Source organism: uncultured Aquimonas sp. (assembly GCF_937888285.1).
In the GTDB taxonomy this organism is placed as follows: Bacteria; Pseudomonadota; Gammaproteobacteria; order Xanthomonadales; family Xanthomonadaceae; genus Aquimonas.
In genome coordinates, this window is sequence record NZ_CALART010000052.1 from 1 (window position 1) to 16,797 (window position 16,797).

At 69.6% G+C, this 16,797-nt stretch carries 16 protein-coding genes; 9 read left to right on the forward strand and 7 right to left on the reverse strand.

Annotation, left to right across the window (positions count from 1 at the left end):
- Positions 1-272 precede the first annotated feature (272 nt).
- The 3 genes from Q0654_RS10905 to Q0654_RS10915 all read left to right on the forward strand — a co-directional run bounded on the left by Q0654_RS10905 (position 273) and on the right by Q0654_RS10915 (position 2,306).
- Positions 273-1,214, forward strand: coding sequence for a DegV family protein (locus tag Q0654_RS10905; protein WP_298853753.1), 942 nt, complete (start codon positions 273-275; stop codon positions 1,212-1,214).
- Positions 1,215-1,276: 62 nt separating this feature from the next.
- Positions 1,277-1,621 carry a hypothetical protein gene (locus Q0654_RS10910; RefSeq protein ID WP_190281891.1) on the forward strand — a complete coding sequence of 115 codons (345 nt, stop codon included), beginning with the start codon at positions 1,277-1,279 and terminating at the stop codon, positions 1,619-1,621.
- Positions 1,622-1,634: 13 nt separating this feature from the next.
- Positions 1,635-2,306: an adenine nucleotide alpha hydrolase gene (locus tag Q0654_RS10915; RefSeq protein ID WP_190281892.1), complete on the forward strand. Its 672-nt coding sequence runs from the start codon at positions 1,635-1,637 to the stop codon at positions 2,304-2,306.
- 31 nt (positions 2,307-2,337) lie between these two features.
- Here the strand turns inward: Q0654_RS10915 and fghA are convergent, their stop codons facing one another.
- The 4 genes from fghA to ppc form a co-directional block, all read right to left on the reverse strand.
- The gene (fghA, locus tag Q0654_RS10920) at positions 2,338-3,168 is read right to left on the reverse strand and encodes an S-formylglutathione hydrolase (protein WP_298853761.1); all 831 of its coding nucleotides are present in this window, start codon (positions 3,166-3,168) and stop codon (positions 2,338-2,340) included.
- A gap of 14 nt (positions 3,169-3,182) precedes the next feature.
- Positions 3,183-4,292, reverse strand: a complete 1,110-nt coding sequence (locus Q0654_RS10925; protein WP_298853762.1) for an S-(hydroxymethyl)glutathione dehydrogenase/class III alcohol dehydrogenase — start codon at positions 4,290-4,292, stop codon at positions 3,183-3,185.
- Between the two features lie 18 nt (positions 4,293-4,310).
- The gene (frmR, locus tag Q0654_RS10930) at positions 4,311-4,595 is read right to left on the reverse strand and encodes a formaldehyde-responsive transcriptional repressor FrmR (RefSeq protein WP_190281895.1); all 285 of its coding nucleotides are present in this window, start codon (positions 4,593-4,595) and stop codon (positions 4,311-4,313) included.
- Between the two features lie 77 nt (positions 4,596-4,672).
- On the reverse strand, positions 4,673-7,387 hold the full coding sequence (gene ppc / locus Q0654_RS10935; protein ID WP_298853763.1) for a phosphoenolpyruvate carboxylase: 2,715 nt from the start codon (positions 7,385-7,387) through the stop codon (positions 4,673-4,675).
- Between the two features lie 109 nt (positions 7,388-7,496).
- Between ppc and Q0654_RS10940 the strand changes: the two genes are divergently transcribed.
- Positions 7,497-8,456 (forward strand): hypothetical protein, encoded by a 960-nt coding sequence (locus Q0654_RS10940; RefSeq protein ID WP_190281897.1) that lies wholly within the window; start codon positions 7,497-7,499, stop codon positions 8,454-8,456.
- Positions 8,457-8,459: 3 nt separating this feature from the next.
- On the opposite strand, the gene Q0654_RS10945 is transcribed toward Q0654_RS10940, so the two are convergent.
- Complete coding sequence (locus Q0654_RS10945; protein ID WP_298853764.1) at positions 8,460-9,824, reverse strand: glutamate--cysteine ligase; 1,365 nt, start codon at positions 9,822-9,824, stop codon at positions 8,460-8,462.
- Between the two features lie 101 nt (positions 9,825-9,925).
- Positions 9,926-10,537 (reverse strand): ribosome biogenesis GTP-binding protein YihA/YsxC, encoded by a 612-nt coding sequence (gene yihA, locus Q0654_RS10950; RefSeq protein WP_298853767.1) that lies wholly within the window; start codon positions 10,535-10,537, stop codon positions 9,926-9,928.
- A gap of 118 nt (positions 10,538-10,655) precedes the next feature.
- On the opposite strand from yihA, the gene Q0654_RS10955 reads away from it, so the two are divergent.
- From Q0654_RS10955 to Q0654_RS10970, 4 genes are all read left to right on the forward strand, one after another.
- Positions 10,656-11,423: a c-type cytochrome gene (locus Q0654_RS10955; protein ID WP_190281900.1), complete on the forward strand. Its 768-nt coding sequence runs from the start codon at positions 10,656-10,658 to the stop codon at positions 11,421-11,423.
- A 78-nt stretch (positions 11,424-11,501) separates the two neighbouring features.
- Positions 11,502-12,200: a thioredoxin domain-containing protein gene (locus Q0654_RS10960; protein WP_298853770.1), complete on the forward strand. Its 699-nt coding sequence runs from the start codon at positions 11,502-11,504 to the stop codon at positions 12,198-12,200.
- A gap of 18 nt (positions 12,201-12,218) precedes the next feature.
- A complete protein-coding gene (locus Q0654_RS10965) occupies positions 12,219-13,067 on the forward strand; it encodes a thiol:disulfide interchange protein DsbA/DsbL (protein ID WP_190281902.1) in 849 nt (282 codons plus the stop codon).
- 10 nt (positions 13,068-13,077) lie between these two features.
- Positions 13,078-13,836: an endonuclease/exonuclease/phosphatase family protein gene (locus Q0654_RS10970; protein ID WP_190281903.1), complete on the forward strand. Its 759-nt coding sequence runs from the start codon at positions 13,078-13,080 to the stop codon at positions 13,834-13,836.
- 7 nt (positions 13,837-13,843) lie between these two features.
- Here the strand turns inward: Q0654_RS10970 and Q0654_RS10975 are convergent, their stop codons facing one another.
- Positions 13,844-14,644, reverse strand: a complete 801-nt coding sequence (locus Q0654_RS10975) for a sulfite exporter TauE/SafE family protein (protein ID WP_190281904.1) — start codon at positions 14,642-14,644, stop codon at positions 13,844-13,846.
- A 28-nt stretch (positions 14,645-14,672) separates the two neighbouring features.
- Here Q0654_RS10975 and Q0654_RS10980 point away from each other — a divergent pair, with 28 nt between their 5' ends.
- Positions 14,673-16,763, forward strand: coding sequence for a lytic transglycosylase domain-containing protein (locus Q0654_RS10980; RefSeq protein WP_298853775.1), 2,091 nt, complete (start codon positions 14,673-14,675; stop codon positions 16,761-16,763).
- The last annotated feature ends 34 nt before the right edge of the window (positions 16,764-16,797 follow it).

Below are 16,797 nucleotides of genomic sequence, written 5' to 3' on the forward strand. Positions count from 1 at the left end.
TGTGGCTGGACGGCCGCGCGATCCCGATGCGCAGCCGCCAGACCGAGCTGCGCGATCGCTACCTGCGCGCCGCCGGCACGCCCCAGGAAGGCCAGCTGCCGCGCGCCTACCCGCCCGACGTGCACTGAACTGGTCCCCGCCGCTGTGCCCGCTGGGCCCCGCGGCAACATGAACAGGGCCGATCCCGCTGCCCCCCGGCAGCCCCTCGCCGCATGCAAGCAGGCCCGACTTGCGGTACGGTCGCGGGCATCTGAACGGGGGTGGAGGACAGCATGCGCATCGGAATCATCGCGGACTCGGCCTGCGACCTGCCAAACGACTTCATCGAGCGCGAGAACATCACCATCCTGCCGGTGACCGTGCAGATCGGGCAGGCGGTGCTGGCCGACGTGCGCAACGAGGAAGCGACGATGAACTTCCTCAGCGGCGAGACCGCCGCGCGGGCGTTCGAGGCGGAAACCACGCCATTCACCGTGCAGCAGGTGCACGACCTGTTCCTGGGCAAGCTGGTGCACGACTACGACTACGTGTTCTGCATCACCACCACCCGTACCCGCAGCGGCATCCACGACAACGCGCAGCAGGCCAGCTTCACCATCCTCAACGACTACAAGGCGGTGCGGGCCGCCTCCGGCAACAACACCCCATTCTCGCTGCGGGTGATCGACAGCCAGAGCGTGTTCGCCGGGGTGGGCGTGCCGGTGATCGAAGCGGTGCGCATGCGCGCCGCCGGCGAGTCGCCGCCGCGGATCCGCGCGCACCTGGAGGCCATCGCCACCAAGACCCACGCCTACATGGTGGCGCCGGACCTGAACTACCTGCGCAACCGCATCAAGAAGCGCGGCGACAAGAGCGTGAGCTTCCTCAGCGCGACGCTGGGCACGGCGCTGGACATCAAGCCCATCCTGCACTGCAACCAGGGCGAAACCGGCCCGGTGGCGAAGGTGAAGGGTTTTGCCGCGGCCAGCCGCAAGCTGTTCGACTTCACCGCCGAGCGGGTGGCGTCCGGGCTGCTGGCCCCCACCGTCAACCTCTGCTATGGCGGCGCGCTGGAGGAAATGCGCGCGCTGCCGGGCTACCAGCACCTGCGCGACGTGTGCAAGGACCGCGGCGTCGAGGTGTTCGAGAGCTTCATGGGCCTGTCAGGCCTCGTCAACGTCGGCCGCGGCGCGCTGGTGGTGGCGTTCGCGGCGCCGCCGCACCGCTTCGGCTGAGCAGTGACGGCGCCTCCACAGCCAGGCCACTAGCCTCTGGACTCATCTTCCCGGGATCGACCATGACCACTCGCTACTACATCCGCCTACCCAATCCCGACGAGGCACGAGGCAACGACCCTGAACTGAGCTTCCGTTCGCGCGGCGCGGAAGGATTCGCCGAGGAGTTGCAGCAGGCACTGCGCGATGACGCCCTGTTCCTGCGCTGGCAGGCCAGGCAGGAAGAGCCTGACGATGTCGATCCGGCGCTGGCCGCCACCGACCCGGCCGCCCGCGTCACTGGCCAGCAGGACGACCTGCACATCGACCTGATCGTGGATACCCGCCTGTCCTCGGCGCTGCTGCGCCAGCGAATGGCGCTGCTGGCCGGCAGTCACTGGCAGCTGCGCGACGTCACCGCGGTCTGAGTTTTCCCACCGCATGATCCCGGCGCTGCTGTCATGGAGCGGCGGCAAGGACGCCGCATGGGCCCTGCACGCCCTGCGCAGGCACGGCGAAGTCGAGGTGGTCGGCTTGCTCACCACCCTCACCGAAGGCTTCGATCGTGTGTCGATGCAGGGCATCCGCCGCGACGTCCTGCACGCGCAGGCCCGCGCCGCCGGACTACCACTGATCGAAGCATGGATCCCGCAGGCCGCCGACAACGCGACCTACGTCACCAGCTTCACCGACGCACTGGCACGGGCGCAGGGGCAATGGCCGGGACTCGCCCATATCGCCTATGGCGACCTGCTGCTCGCCGACATCCGCAGCTGGCGGGAAGCGCTGTGCACGCGGCTGGGCTGGACGCCGCTGTTCCCGCTGTTCGACAGCGACACCGCACGGCTGGCGCGGGAGATGATCGAAGGCGGCCTGCGCGCGCACCTGTGCTGCGTGGATACCACCCAGCTCGATGCCGCATTCGCCGGCCGCGCCTTCGATGCCGCGCTGCTGGCCGAACTGCCGCCGGGTGTCGACCGCTGCGGCGAACACGGTGAATTCCACACCTGCGTGTCCGCCGGGCCGATGTTCGCCGCGCCGCTGGCGCTGCAGGCTGGCGACACCGTGCTGCGCGACGGACGCTTCGCCTATACCGACTTCAGGCTGGCCTGACTGGAGGCGCCCCGCAGCGTCGCGGACGATGCTATGCCTTCAACGCCGTGGCGTGATGGGCGATGTGCTCACCGATGAAGCTGGCGATGAAGTAATAGCTGTGGTCATACCCCGGCTGCATGCGCAGATACACCGGGTACCCGGCCGCATCGGCGGCGTCCTTCAGCCGCCACGGCTGCAGCTGGGCATCGAGGAACTCGTCGGCCTGGCCCTGGTCGACCAGCACCGGCAGCTTTTCCGCTGCCGTCCGGATCAGCTGGCTGGCGTCGTACTGCGCCCATGCCGCATGGTCCTCGCCAAGATAGGCGGCGAACGCCTTCTGCCCCCACGGCACTTGCGAGGGCGCAACGATCGGCGAGAACGCCGACACGCTGCGATAGCGCCCGGGATTGCGCAGTGCCACCACCAGCGCACCATGGCCGCCCATCGAATGCCCGCTGATCGCACGCGCGTCCGTCACCGGGAAATGCGCTTCCACCAATGCCGGCAGCTCGTCCGCCACGTAGTCGAACATGCGGTAATGCGCTGCCCACGGCGCCTGCGTGGCGTTGACGTAGAAGCCGGCGCCCTTGCCGAGGTCGTAACCGTCGGCATCCGCCACGCCGTCGCCGCGCGGACTGGTGTCCGGGCAGACGATGGCGACGCCGTGTTCCGCCGCGTAGCGCTGGGCGCCGGCCTTGGTGATGAAGTTCTGCTCGCTGCAGGTCAGGCCCGACAGCCAGTACAGCACCGGCACCGGTCCGTGCTGCACCTGCGGCGGCAGGTAGATCGCGAACGTCATGTCGCAGCCGAGCACCGCCGAGCGGTGCCGGTACACGTCCTGCCAGCCGCCGAAGCAGGCGCGGTGTTCGATGCGTTCCATCAGGCCATCCCCCTTTAGAAGCGCACCACCGAGCGGATCGACTTGCCTTCGTGCATCAGCTCGAAGGCTTCGTTGATCCCCTCCAGCCCCATGGTATGGGTCACGAACGGCGCAAGCTGGATCTCGCCGGCCATCGCCTCCTCCACCATGCCCGGCAGCTGGCTGCGGCCCTTCACGCCACCAAAGGCGGTGCCCATCCACTTGCGGCCGGTCACCAGCTGGAACGGGCGGGTGGAGATCTCCTGCCCCGCACCGGCCACCCCGATGATCACGCTCTGGCCCCAGCCGCGGTGCGCGCATTCCAGCGCCGCGCGCATCACGTTGACGTTGCCGATGCACTCGAAGCTGTGGTCCACGCCCCAGCCGGTCATCTCCACGATCACCTGCTGGATGGGTTTATCGAAATCCTTCGGGTTCACGCAGTCGGTGGCACCCATGTCGCGGGCCATGTCGAACTTCGAGGGATTGGTGTCGATGGCGATGATCCGCCCCGCCTTCGCCCGCCTTGCCCCCTGGATCACCGCCAGCCCGATGCCGCCCAGGCCGAACACCGCGACCGAATCGCCTTCGGCCACCTTCGCCGTGTTCTTCACCGCGCCAAGGCCGGTGGTGACGCCGCAGCCCAGCAGGCAGACCTGCTCGTGGTTGGCCTCGGGGTTGATCTTCGCCAGCGAGACTTCGGCCACCACGGTGTACTCGCTGAAGGTGCTGCAGCCCATGTAGTGGTACAGCGGCTGGCCGTTGTAGGAGAAGCGGGTGGTGCCGTCCGGCATCACGCCCTTGCCTTGGGTGGCGCGCACCGACGTGCACAGATTGGTCTTGCCGCTCTTGCAGAACAGGCATTCGCCGCATTCGGCGGTGTACAGCGGGATCACGTGGTCGCCGGGTGCAACGCTGGTGACGCCCTCGCCCACTTCGACCACCACGCCCGCGCCCTCGTGGCCCAGCACGCAGGGGAACAGGCCTTCCGGGTCATCGCCGGACAGGGTGAACGCATCGGTGTGGCAGACGCCGGTGTGGGTGATCTTCACCAGCACCTCGCCGGCCCTGGGCGGGGCAACGTCGATCTCGACGATCTGCAGCGGCTGGCCAGCGGCGAAGGCAACGGCGGCGCGGGATTTCATGGCATGGCTCCGGTGGGTCTACTTGAGATAGGAACGCACCAGCGCGATCACCTGGTCGATGCTCTGCTGGTGCTGCTTGCGGATTTTCGGGTCGCTGGCGAGCTGAATGAATTCCCCGCGCAGATGGCTGTCCAGGATCTCTGCCATCAGCCCGTTCACCGCACCGCGCAGCGCGGCCAGCTGCTGCAGGATCGGCGCGCAGTCGGCGCCGGCCTCCACCGCGCGCTCCAGCGCATCCACCTGGCCGCGGATGCGGCGCAGGCGGGTGGTGGCGCGCTTCTTGTCTTCCGGGGAATGCGGCACGGCGGCACCCATCGATACTGCAGGGGAGTATAGGCGAAGCCGGCCCGGCACACACCCCGCGATGCCCGCAACGCCCCCTAACCGGTGTTCTGGATGCCCGCGGCGATGCCGTTGACGGTGGACACCAGCGTGCGCAGCAGGGCTTCGTCCTCGCGCCCGCCTTCGCGCCATCGCCGCAGCAGGTCCACCTGCAGCAGGCTGATCGGATCGACGTAGGGATTGCGCAGCCGGATCGACAGGCGCAGCCGGTAATCGTCGGCCAGCAGCGCGTCGCGCTGCTTGATCGCGAGGATCGCCTCGCGGGTGCGATCGAACTCCCCTGCGATGGGCGGGAAGAACACCGGATGCAGCCCGCCGGCCAGCGCGGAATAGCGTTCGAAGATGTCGATGTCGGACTTCGCCATCGCCATTTCCACGTCGTCGATCATCGCGGCGAAGAACGGCCAGTCGCGGGCCATGGCCGCCATCGCGTCCAGTCCGTGCACATCAATGCCGTGGCGCAGGGCGGTTCCGATGCCGTACCAACCGGTCAGGCCGGAACGGCTCTGCGCCCACGAAAACACCCACGGGATCGCGCGCAGGTTGGCGATGCCGCCATCGCGGCGGCGCGAGGGCCGCGAGCTGATGTGCAGGCGCTCGATCACGTCCACCGGCGTGGCCGCACGGAAGTAGGCCGGGAAGTCCGGATGCTCGTGCACAAGCGCGCGGTAGTGCGCGCGCGAGACCTGTGCCAGCTCGGTGGCAAGCGCGCGCCACCGGCCCTCGCGCGGCTCGGGTGGGCGCGGCCGCAGCGATGCGCGCAGCACCGCGCCGGTCATCTGCTCGAGGTTGCGCAGTGCCAGCGCGCGTATTCCGTATTTGCGATGGATGACCTCGCCCTGCTCGGTGACGCGCATGCGCCCGGCCACGCTGCCGCGCGGCGCCGCCATGATCGCCCGCTCGGTCTTGCCGCCACCGCGGCTGACCGACCCGCCACGGCCGTGGAAGAACACCAGCTGCAGGCCGGCCGCCCGCGCCACTTCCAGCAGCTCCACCTGCGCGCGCTGCAGCGCCCAGCGCGATGCCAGCAGCCCGCCATCCTTGGCGCTGTCGCTGTAGCCCAGCATCACCACCTGCCGCCCGCCGCGCGCGGCCAGATGGCGGCGGTACAGCGGGTCGGCGAACAGCGCCCGCATCGTCGCCGGCGCCGCCTCCAGGTCGTCCACCGTCTCGAACAGCGGCGCCACGTCCAGCGGCACTTCGGCATCGACGATGCAGCCGGCGATGCGCGCCAGCGCCAGCACGACCAGCGCGTCGGCAGCATTGCGCGCCATGCTGATGATGTAGGGGCCGAAAGCATGTTCGCCCAGCGCCGCGCGTAGCTCGCGCACGGTGCGGAACACGTCCAGCGTCGCCGTGGCGTCGACTGCGCCCGCGTCGGCCGGTGCAGCGCCCGAGATCAGCGCATGCAACCGCTCGATCCGCGCCGGCAGCGGGCGCGCGGCCCACTCGGCATCCGCTTCCAGCGCGGCCAGCGCCTGCTCGTGCACGGCGGAATCCTGGCGCAGGTCCAGCGCGGCCATGTGGAACCCGAAGGTGCGCGCACGCCAGAGGATGCGCCGCAACGCGAAGCGGCCGGCATGGTCGCCGCGGTGCCGGGCCAGGCTCGCATCGATCAGCACCAGGTCGTCGATGAAGGCCGCTGCATCGGCATAGCCACCCGTCACGCCTTCGCCGGTGGCCTGCAGGCGCGCGCGCATCGCCCACAGCAACTGCCGGTAGGGCATGTCAGCCAACCGTGGCCGGTTGCGCACCATGCCCTCCGGCAGCAGCGCCCGGTGTGCGGCGGCACGCGCCTCGATTTCCGCGTCGATGTCGGCATTGCCATGGCTCTGGGTGAGGATGTCGCCCAGCGCGCGCAGGTCGGCCAGGTAGCAGTCCAGCGCCAGCGCGCGCTGCGCGGCCAGCGCGTCGCGCACGCTGGCCGCGCCGACGTTGGGATTGCCGTCCATGTCGCCGCCCACCCAGCTGCCGAAGCGCAGCAGCGGCGGCAGCGCGATGCGTTCGCCGTAGACGGCTTCCACCGCCTCGGAAAATGTCTCGTAGAACACCGGCAGCACGCGATACAGGACGCTGCCAAGGTAGAAGCCGACATGCTCGACCTCGTCGGCCACGCTGGGACGCTGCGGCGGCGCTTCGTTGGTCTGCCAGGCGGTGGTCAACGACTGGCGGATGCGGGCGTCGTCGGCGCGCCGCTCCGGCGGCGTGCGGGTGCGGTCGATATCGGCGATCAGCCGTTCGACCACGGTCTTTTCCTTCAGCAGCAGCGCGCGCCGCACCGCCTCGGTGGGATGCGCGGTGAACACTGGCTCCACGCACAGCCCGGCCAGCTGCGCCTGCAGTTCGGCCAGCGTCACGCCTTCGTCGCGCAGGCCGCGCAGCACCGCTTCCAGTCCACCCGGCTGCGGCGCCTCGCCCAACCGCTGGTAGTCGCGGCGACGGCGGATGCGATGCACGCGCTCGGCCACGTTGGTGGCGCTGAAATAGGCCGCGAACGCGCGCACCAACGGCTCCGCCAGCGCCAACGGCACCTGCGCCAGCCGCTGCGCCAGCGCGTCCACGGGCTCGCCCTGCTCGCGCCGGGCAATCGCGATCCGCCGCAGCGTCTCGACCTGTTCCAGGAACACCGGCGCCACCTGCTCGGCCAGCATGTCGCCGACCATCGCGCCAAGGCGGCGCACATCGTCGCGCAGGGGGGTATCGGTGTCGGCGAATTCGAGCTGCTCGCGCAGCGGCGTGTCGGCGGACGTCATGGCCGCAGGCTAGCGCGATTCTTGCTGCATCGCGTCAACGGTTGCAGGTGCTACCGTTCCGGTCAATACCGTCATCCATGCACGATCGCCCACGCAGGGAGAGGCCTTGATGAAGCGATGGAAATGGTTCCTGGCAGCTTGCCTGCTGCCCACCGCGTCCGCTCTTGCCGGCGCTCCGGAAGCTGCCCGGCCGGATGCCGGCTGCGAGGCCGCCTATGCCGCCCTGCCCGAGGGCACGCTGCTCGACCTGCTTGACCCTGCCGCGCCTGAGCCGCGACGGCACGAGGCCCTGGCGGCGTACAGGCGCTTGTCCACGATGGCCGACTGCCCTGAATTCGGATACACCCTGGGCCAGCTCTATCGCCACGGTGAATATCTGCCGGGCAACTTGCTGCCGCAGGATCTGGACAAGGCGCGCGCACTCATCCAGCCGATGGCCGAGGCCGGCTACCTGCCCGCTTTCGCCGATCTGGCGGAAATGGAGATGCGCCATGCCAACGCGCGCGAAGCGATGCGCTGGACCCAGGTCTACCTGCACTACGTTGACCGGTTCCGCGACCCCGGCATGAGCGCCGACGACGCGCAGTACCAGCGTTCGGCTTACAACGGCAATCTGCTCAACCGCGTGTCGCTGATCTGGCAACACGCCCCGGTCTACCTCCCGCGCAAACTGGTGGACCAGGACCTGCAGGCCTATCTGGACGCGAACGACAACCGGGTCGCGCGTCGGATCGACGAATATCGGCAGGGCCTGCACCGGCGGGCATCCGCGCAGGATGGCGGGCCGATCCGGGTCGCATCGCGACCGCAGCGCTGTTACGTGCAGCAGATCGACCGGCTCGGTGCCGCTGCCGCCACCTGGATCGTGGAGGTTCAGCCTTCGGGCCAGATGGGGAGGATCGTGTTGGAAAACTTCGTGCCCAGGCCGGAGGTGGCCGATGCGATGGTCGACTGCCTGCGGCAATACGTCTTCGAGCCATTTCCCGGCACGCAGCCGGCAACGATCCGCATCCCGATGGTGATGGGCTCCACTGAAGGCGCCAGCATCAGCCGCAAGCGAAGGCGCTGAGGGTCAGTAGGAAAACTCGCAGAACACCGGGTCGACACTGCCGCGCCATTCGCCGTGGAACAGCGCCAGCTTGCGCTCGGCCGGGGTCTTGCCGGACTCCACGATCTCCACCAGCGGATCGAGGAAGCCGGTCTCATCGGCGCCGCAGCGGTCCTGCACGGCGCGCCGGCGCAGGCCGGCGGCGGAAATCTCCAGCGCGCGGCGGGCCAGGTCGCGCAGCGTGCCGCCGCGGAACGGCAGCCCCAGCGCATGCTTCGGCACGCCATCGCGCAGGGCGTGGCGTTCGGCCATGCTGAAATCCTTGACCAGGTCCCAGGCGGCATCCAGCGCCGCGTCGTCGTACAGCAGGCCCACCCAGAAGGCCGGCAGCGCGCACAGCCGGCCCCACGGGCCGCCGTCGGCACCACGCATCTCCAGGAACTTCTTCAACCGCACTTCCGGGAAGGCGGTGGTCATGTGATCGTTCCAGTCGCGCAGGGTCGGCAGCGCGCCGGGCAGCACGTCCAGGCGGCCCTGCATGAAGTCGCGGAACGATTTGCCGCTGGCATCGTGGTAGATGCCGTCGCGATAACTGAAGTACATCGGCACGTCGAGCAGGTAATCGACGTAGCGCTCGTAGCCGAAGCCATCCTCGAACACGAAGTCGAGCATGCCGGTGCGGTCGGCGTCGGTGTCGGTCCAGATGTGCGAGCGGTAGCTGAGGTAGCCGTTGGGCTTGCCCTCGGTGAAAGGCGAGTCGGCGAACAGCGCTGTTGCTATCGGCTGCAGCGCGAGCGAGACGCGGAACTTCTTCACCATGTCCGCTTCGGACGCATAGTCCAGGTTGACCTGCACCGTGCAGGTGCGGGTCATCATGTCCAGGCCCAGGCTGCCGACCTTGGTCATGTAGTCGCGCATGATCTTGTAGCGGCCTTTCGGCATCCACGGCATTTCGTCGCGCCGCCACTTGGGCTGGAACCCCATGCCGAGGAAGCCGAGCTTGAGCTCGTCGGCCACTTCACGCACTTCGCGCAGGTGGCTGCCGACTTCCCTGCAGGTCTGGTGGATGGACTCCAGCGGCGCGCCCGACAGCTCCAGCTGCCCGGCCGGCTCCAGCGTCACCGACGCGCCATCGCGGGTCAGCGCGATCACCCGGCCGTTTTCCTCGTAAGGCGCCCAGCCGAACCGGACCAGCCCCTTCAGCAGCGCCTCGATGCCACTCTCGCCATCGAAGGTGGGCGGACGCAGGTCATCCAGCCGGAAGCCGAATTTCTCGTGCTCGGTGCCGATCCGCCACGCGTCGCGCGGTTTCTCGCCCGAAGCCAGCACCTCGGCCAGCTGGTTGCGGCCGGTGATCGGCGTGTCGCTGGCTGTGCTGGGTCCGGACATCGGCATCGCCTATCGGTTTGGCGAAGCAGGATAGCCGGCCCGCGGCGGCACCGCAGCAACGCCGTTGTGGCATCAGCGTTCCGTGATTGCGCGCAATTGGGCTATATCGCCAGCCAGCCGGCGACCACCGCGCGCAGTTCATCAACGCCCTGCTTCGATTCGCCGGAGAACAGCTGCACGCTGACGCTGTCGGCGAACGACCGCGCCAGTTCCATCCGCACCGCCTGCAGGGTGTTGCCGGCGGCGCCGCGGCCAAGCTTGTCGGCCTTGGTCAGGATCACGTGCGCAGGCAACCCGCGGCGCATGGCGTATCCCAGCATCTGCCGGTCGTATTCCTTCAGCGGGTGGCGCACGTCCATCACCACCACCAGCCCGCGCAGGGCGTCGCGGCTGCCGAAATAGCCCTCGAGGAAGGCCTGCCAGTGCGCCTGCAGGTCCTGCGGCACCTTGGCGTAGCCATAGCCCGGCAGGTCGACCAGGTATTTGTCCTCGTGCGGCGGCAGCCCGAAGAACACCAGTTGCTGGGTGCGGCCGGGGGTCTTGGACACGCGCGCCAGCGCGTTCTGCTGGCAGAGCGCGTTGAGGGCGGAGGATTTGCCGGCGTTGGAGCGGCCGGCGAAGGCCACTTCGAAGCCGCCATCGGGCGGCAATTGCCGGTAATTGTGGGCGGCCAGCAGGTACTGGGCGCGCGCGAACGGATTGGGTGCAGCCATGGGCATAGCATGGCATGTCCGCGCGGATGTCGGTCCAGTTTGACCGCTCCGGGCGCGCCGACCATAATTTGCAGGTTGCGCGGCACCTGCCCGCGTCCTTATGCCAGTGGAGTTTCGCATGCGTCCTGTCCATGCCCTTGCCGGTGTTGCCTGTCTTGCTCTTGCCGCCGCTGCTTGGGCCCAGAGCGAAGCCGTCGCCGCACCCGACAATGCCCCGGTGCAGACCGCGCCGCTGGCCGAGAAGCCCGCCACCTGGGGTGATGCTAAGGCCGGACAGGCCAAGGCCGGCGCCTGCGCGGCCTGCCACGGCCTCGACGGCAACGCGATGCAGCAGAACGCGCCGCGCATCGCCGGCATGCCGGAGCGCTACATCGCCGACCAGCTGCACCTGTTCAAGAGCGGCCAGCGCACCAGCGGAATGGCCGCGATCATGGCCCCGTTCGCCGGCATCCTCAGCGCGCAGGACATGCGCGACGTCGGCGCCTGGTACGCCAGCCAGAAGGCCGGCACCGGCGTGGCCGATGACACCACGATTGCCGAAGGCCCCAACCAGGGCATGAAGTTCTACCAGGTCGGCGAGCGCCTGTTCCGCAGTGGCGATCCGGCCCGCGGCCTGCCGGCCTGCATGGCCTGCCACGGCCCGTCGGGTGCCGGCAACCCCGGTCCGGCCTATCCGACCCTGCACGGCCAGGACTCGGCATACGTGACGCGCCGGCTGGAGGAATACCGCACCGGCACCACCACCTACACCGCGCCGGCGCATTTCAACCTCATGGCCGCGGTCAGCAAGTCGCTGAGCGACGAGGAAATCCGTTCGCTGGCCAGCTACGTGCAGGGCCTGCATACCCGCGCCCCCGGCACCACCAAGGAAAGCATCGCCCGCTGAGCGATGCTTCACCATGCGTTGGCCCTGGCCCGTGCATGCTCGTCCGGGCCCACTGCTTGAACACCGGAGCCTGATTCGATGCGCGGACTGCTGTTGACGTTCGTCCTGCTTGCCGCCACCGCGTTTGCGCCCGCACAGGCGCAGCGCGCCCTGCCCGGCCTTGCCGAAGGCGTGCAGTACCGCTACATCGACAACGGGCAGCCCTACCGCGCGCTGCCGCCCGGCATAGTGGAAGTGGCCGAGGTCTTCGCCTACACCTGCCCGCACTGCGCGCACTTCTCGCCGATGCTGGAAGCCTGGGCCAAGCAGCTGCCCGCGCATGCCCGGCTGGTGCTGGTTCCCGGCGTTTTCAGCCGTGACGACCCGTGGTCGCGGGTGTTCTTCGCCGCGCAGGCCGCCAAGTCGTTGCAGGTCCTGCACCCGCGCCTGTTCGCCGCCGTCCACGAGACCGGCGAACTGCCGCGCAATGCCGATGCCGGCCAGATCCTCGCCTTCGCCGGCGGGGTCCAGGGCAGCAATGCCGCGGCACTGAAAGCGGCGATGGCGGACGACGCCGCGCTGCTGCCCAAGCTGAAGCAGGCCTACGATTTCGGCGTGCGCAGCCAGGTCGAGGGAACGCCATCGCTGGTGATCGCCGGCCGTTACCTGGTCCTCGGCAACAGTTACGAAAGCCTGCTGGCCAATGCGCGTGCGGTCGTCGACGCGCTGGCACCGAAGAAAAAGCCGGCCCCCCCGCGGGCCGCACCGGCGGCCAAACCCGCCGCCCCCCGATCCTGACCGACTGACGGAACCGCCATGACCGCATTGCGCCACGCCCTGCTCCTGCTCGTCCTGCTGCCGCTGGCCGCCTGCAAGAACGACGCGCCCGCGCCGGTCGCGGCCGGCGACGCCGCCCCGGCGGCTACGCAGGCCGCCACCAAGGCCGCCAGCGCCGAGGATCCGCAGCGCGCCGCACAGGCCGCAGCGGCGGTGCAGGCCGCGGCCGAGGCTGCCGCCAAGGCACCGCCGCCGGTGGAAGGCACCGACTACGTGACCATTCCCAACGGCCAGCCGTTCGACACCGCGCCTGGCCGCATCGAGGTGGTCGAGTTCTTCGGCTACGTCTGCCCGTTCTGCGCCGCCGTGCAGCCGCAGGTCTCGGCGATGAAGTCCAAGCTGCCGCCGGACGTGCATTTCGTCTACGTGCCGGCCGCGTTCGGCGCGATGTGGGACAACTACGCCAAGGCCTACTACGCGGCCGAAGCGATGGGGCTGGTGGACAAGACCCACGACGCGATGTTCCGGGCCATCCATATCGACCAGACCCTGAAGGGCGAGCGCGGCATGGACAAGCCGGAGGACATCGCCGCGTTCTACGCCAACTATGGCGCCAACCCCGGGCAGTTCCTCAACAGCATGCAGAGCTTCGCGGTGGCCACCAAGATGAACCGCGCCCGCCAGTACATGACCGAAGCCTTCGCCAATGGCGACCAGATGGGCACCCCGGCCTTCGTGGTCGCCGGCAAGTACCGGGTCAAGGGCAAGAGCGTGGACGACATGTTCCGCATCATCAACCAGCTGATCGTCGCCGAGCGCTCCAAGCTCGCCGCCTCGGCACCCGCGGCGGCGCCCAGCCCTGTGGCGACGGACGCGCCGCAGGGCTGATTCCCGCCCCATGGACAAACGCCGGCTGCGCCTGCTGAGCGCCAATATCCAGGCCGGCTCCAGCACGCGCGGCTACGGCGACTACGTCGCGCGCAGCTGGTCGCACGTGCTGCCGGCCGGCAACAAGCGCGGCGCACTGGACACCATCGCCGAACTGGCCGGCCGCCATGACATCGTCGGCCTGCAGGAGGCCGATCCCGGCAGCCTGCGCTCCGGGTTCACCAACCAGACCCATTACCTGGCCGAACGCGCCGGCTTCGCCTACTGGAGCCACCAGCCCAACCGCAGCGTGGCCGGCGTGGCTTCCAGCGCCAATGGCCTGCTCAGCAAGCTGGAGCCGCGGCTGGTCGAGGACCACCCATTGCCGGGCAGGGTCAAGGGCCGCGGCGTGCTCACCGCCACCTTCGGCGACGGCCGCGACGCGCTGACCGTGGCGGTGGCCCATCTCTCGCTGGGTAGCCAGTCGCGGCGCTCGCAGATCGACTTCATCGCCGACATCCTCGCCGGCCTGCCGCACGCAGTGCTGATGGGCGACTTCAACTGCGATCCGGAGCAGCCGGAGATGCAGCAGCTGTATCGCAAGACCCGGCTGCAGCCGCCCGACCGCTGCGTGCCCACCTTCCCCTCATGGCGCCCCCAGCGCGCCATCGACCACATGCTGGTGACGCCGGCGCTGGCACTGGCCACCATGCAGGCGCTGCCCGCCGCGCAGTCCGACCACCTGGCGCTGTCGGTGGAACTGGACGTGCCGGAAACGGCGCTGCGCTGAAACGAGCCTAGGTTGCGCTGTACGCGAACGCGCTGCCGACCACTAGCAGGAAGACCGCGAACACCCGCTTCAGCGCGGGCCCGCTGAGCGCATGCGCGAGCCGGGTGCCGTAAGGCGCCGCCAGCACAGACGCCAGCGCCACGCCGATCGCCGCCGGCAGATAGACATAGCCCACCGCGCCCGCCAGCGGAAGCGCGCCTGCCGGCGCCTGCAATGCGTAACCCAGCGCGCTACCCAGGCCGATGAAGATGCCGCAGGCAGACGAAGTGCCCACCGCCTGCACCGGCACCACCCCGCGCCACACCAGCAGCGGCACGGTCAGGCTGCCACCGCCGATGCCGACGATGGCCGACACGATGCCGATCCCGCCACCTGCCAGCGTGTAGCCGGGGCCACGGGGCACCAGCGCGGCATCGCCGCCGGATTTCGGCTGCACCAGCAGCATCTGCGCCGCCACGATCCAGCAGTACGCCGCCACGCACCAGCGCAGCACGTTGCCATCCAATGTGATCGCGAAGCGGCTGCCCAGCCAGCCGCCCAGCAGCACGCCGGGCACCATCCAGCCCACCGTCGGCCACAGCACGCTGCCGCGGCGGTGATGCGCGCGCGCCGATGAGGCCGCGGTCAGCACGATGCTGGCCAGCGAACTGGCCAGCGCCGCGTGCATCGCCGCGTCCACCGGCACGCCTTGGGTGGGCAGCAGCCATGCCAGTGCACCCACCAGCACCAGCCCGCCGCCGATGCCCAGCAGCCCGGCCAGCACGCCGGCACACGCGCCCAGCGCCAGATAGAGAAGCAGGAACGACATCGCGCACCATCGAAAAAGACGTTCATCGATGCTCGGCTATAGTCGGGCGATGCACAAGATCGCGCCCTCGCTGCTGCTGTTGTCGTCGCTGGTTGCCGGCATCACCACCGTCCACGCGCAGTCGCCCACGCCGCGCCCGGCGCCGCTGCTGCAACCGGCCCCGGTGCGGATCGCGCCGCCCGATCCGGCACTGCGCGCCGCCTTCGACACCGCCGCCGGCAGCAGCGGGTTGGATGATCTGGCACTGGCGGGTTTTTCCAGCCAGCCGCTGGCCGGCTGGCTGGAGTACGTCGCCCTGCGCGGGCGCATGGATACGCTGCCGCTGGCGCGCGGCAATGCCTTCCTGGCGGCGCATCGGGGCGAGCCGGTGGCCGCGGCCTTCCGCAACGACTGGCTCAGCGCGCTGGCCCGCCGCAACGAATGGCAGGCTTTCCTGGACCAGTGGGATGCCGGCATCGACGGCGCCGCGCTGCGCTGCCTGCGCCTGCAGGCGTTGATGGCGGTCAATCGCGCGGATACGCAATGGACTGCCGACGCGCAGGCGCTATGGCGCAGCAGCGGCCGTTCGCTGCCGGCGCAATGCGACCCGCCGTTCGCGCTGCTGGCCGCGCAAGGCGGCCTGACGGATGCGCTGCGCTGGGAACGCTTCGACCGTGCCGCCGCCGACGCACAGGGCGGCGTGATGCGCGCGATTGCCGCCGGCCTGCCGTCGGCCGATGCGGCTCTGGCGCTGCAGTACGCGGCCTATCTGGATGCGCCGGAGGCCGCCGTGGACGCGTGGCCGAAAACCGCTCGCAGCCGGCTGGTGGCATCGACCGCGCTGGCCAAGCTGGCGAAGACCGACCCGGCTCGCGCCGAAATGCTGTTGCCGGGCGTAGCGAAGGCCCTGGCGTTCGGGGAGGACGACAACGCCCGCGTGCTCTACCAGGTCGCGCTGTGGTCGGTGGCGTCCTACCTGCCGGATTCCGCGCGCCGCCTCGCCAACGTCCCGGCGTCGGCCTATGACGACAGCCTGCACGAGTGGCGGGTGCGCGAGGCGCTCTCGCGTAGCGATTGGGCTGCCGCGCTGGCCGCGATCAAGCGCATGCCGGACGCGCAGCGTAACGATTCACGCTGGTTGTATTTCGCCGCCCGCACCAGCGAACTGACCGGCGACGTGGCCGCTGCCAAGTCGCTGTACGCGCAGGCCGCGCGCAAGCCCGACTTCCACGGCTTCCTCGCCGCCGACCGCCTCGACCAGCCGTACGCGCTATGCCCGTGGCTGCCCGCGCCGACGCCGGCGCTGAAGCAAGCGGTGGCCCGCGATCCGAACATCGTCCGCGCAGTGCAGCTGTTCCAGCTCGACCGCAGGGGCTGGGCCGCGCGCGAGTGGAACGCCGCGCTGGCGCGCTTCAGCGACGAACAGCGGCGGCTGGCGGTAGAGGTGGCGCAGGACAACGGCTGGTTCGACCGCGGCGTGTTCGGGCTGGTCAACGTCGATGGCAAGCGCTTTCCGGAAGAGCAGCACCTGTACCGGCTGCGCTTCCCGCTGCACCACGACGCAACGATCCGCCGCGAAGCCGCGCGCAACGGCCTCGACCCGGCGTGGGTGGCGGCTGAGATCCGCGCCGAAAGCGTGTTCGACCCCAGCGCCCGCTCCAGCGCAGACGCGCGCGGCCTGATGCAGGTCGTCCCGGCCACCGGCGCGGCGATCGCCGCGAAGATCGGCCAGCCCTGGAACGGCGCCGACACGCTGTTCGATCCCGACGCCAACATCGCCATCGGCACCGCCTACCTGCGCCAGCTGATGGACCGCTACGGCGGCAAGCCCTACCAGGTGATCGCCGGTTACAACGCCGGACCCACCCCGCTCAACCGCTGGGTTTCGCAGCGCCCGACGATGGACCCGGACTTCTGGATCGAGACCATCAGCTACAAGGAAACCCGCGAATACGTGGCGCGCGTCCTCAGCTTCAGCACGATCTACGACTGGCGCATGGACGGCAGCGCGCTGCGCCTGGGCGATCGCATGCAGGGGCTCACCAGCGGCCCGCGCAAGGCGTTCGCCTGCCCGGTCGAGCCCGCGGCGGTCGCGCCGCTGGCGCCTGCGCCAGCGAAGCCCGGCAAGCGACGCAGGTAGCCGCTGGGGCATCATCCGCACATGCATGCGCTTG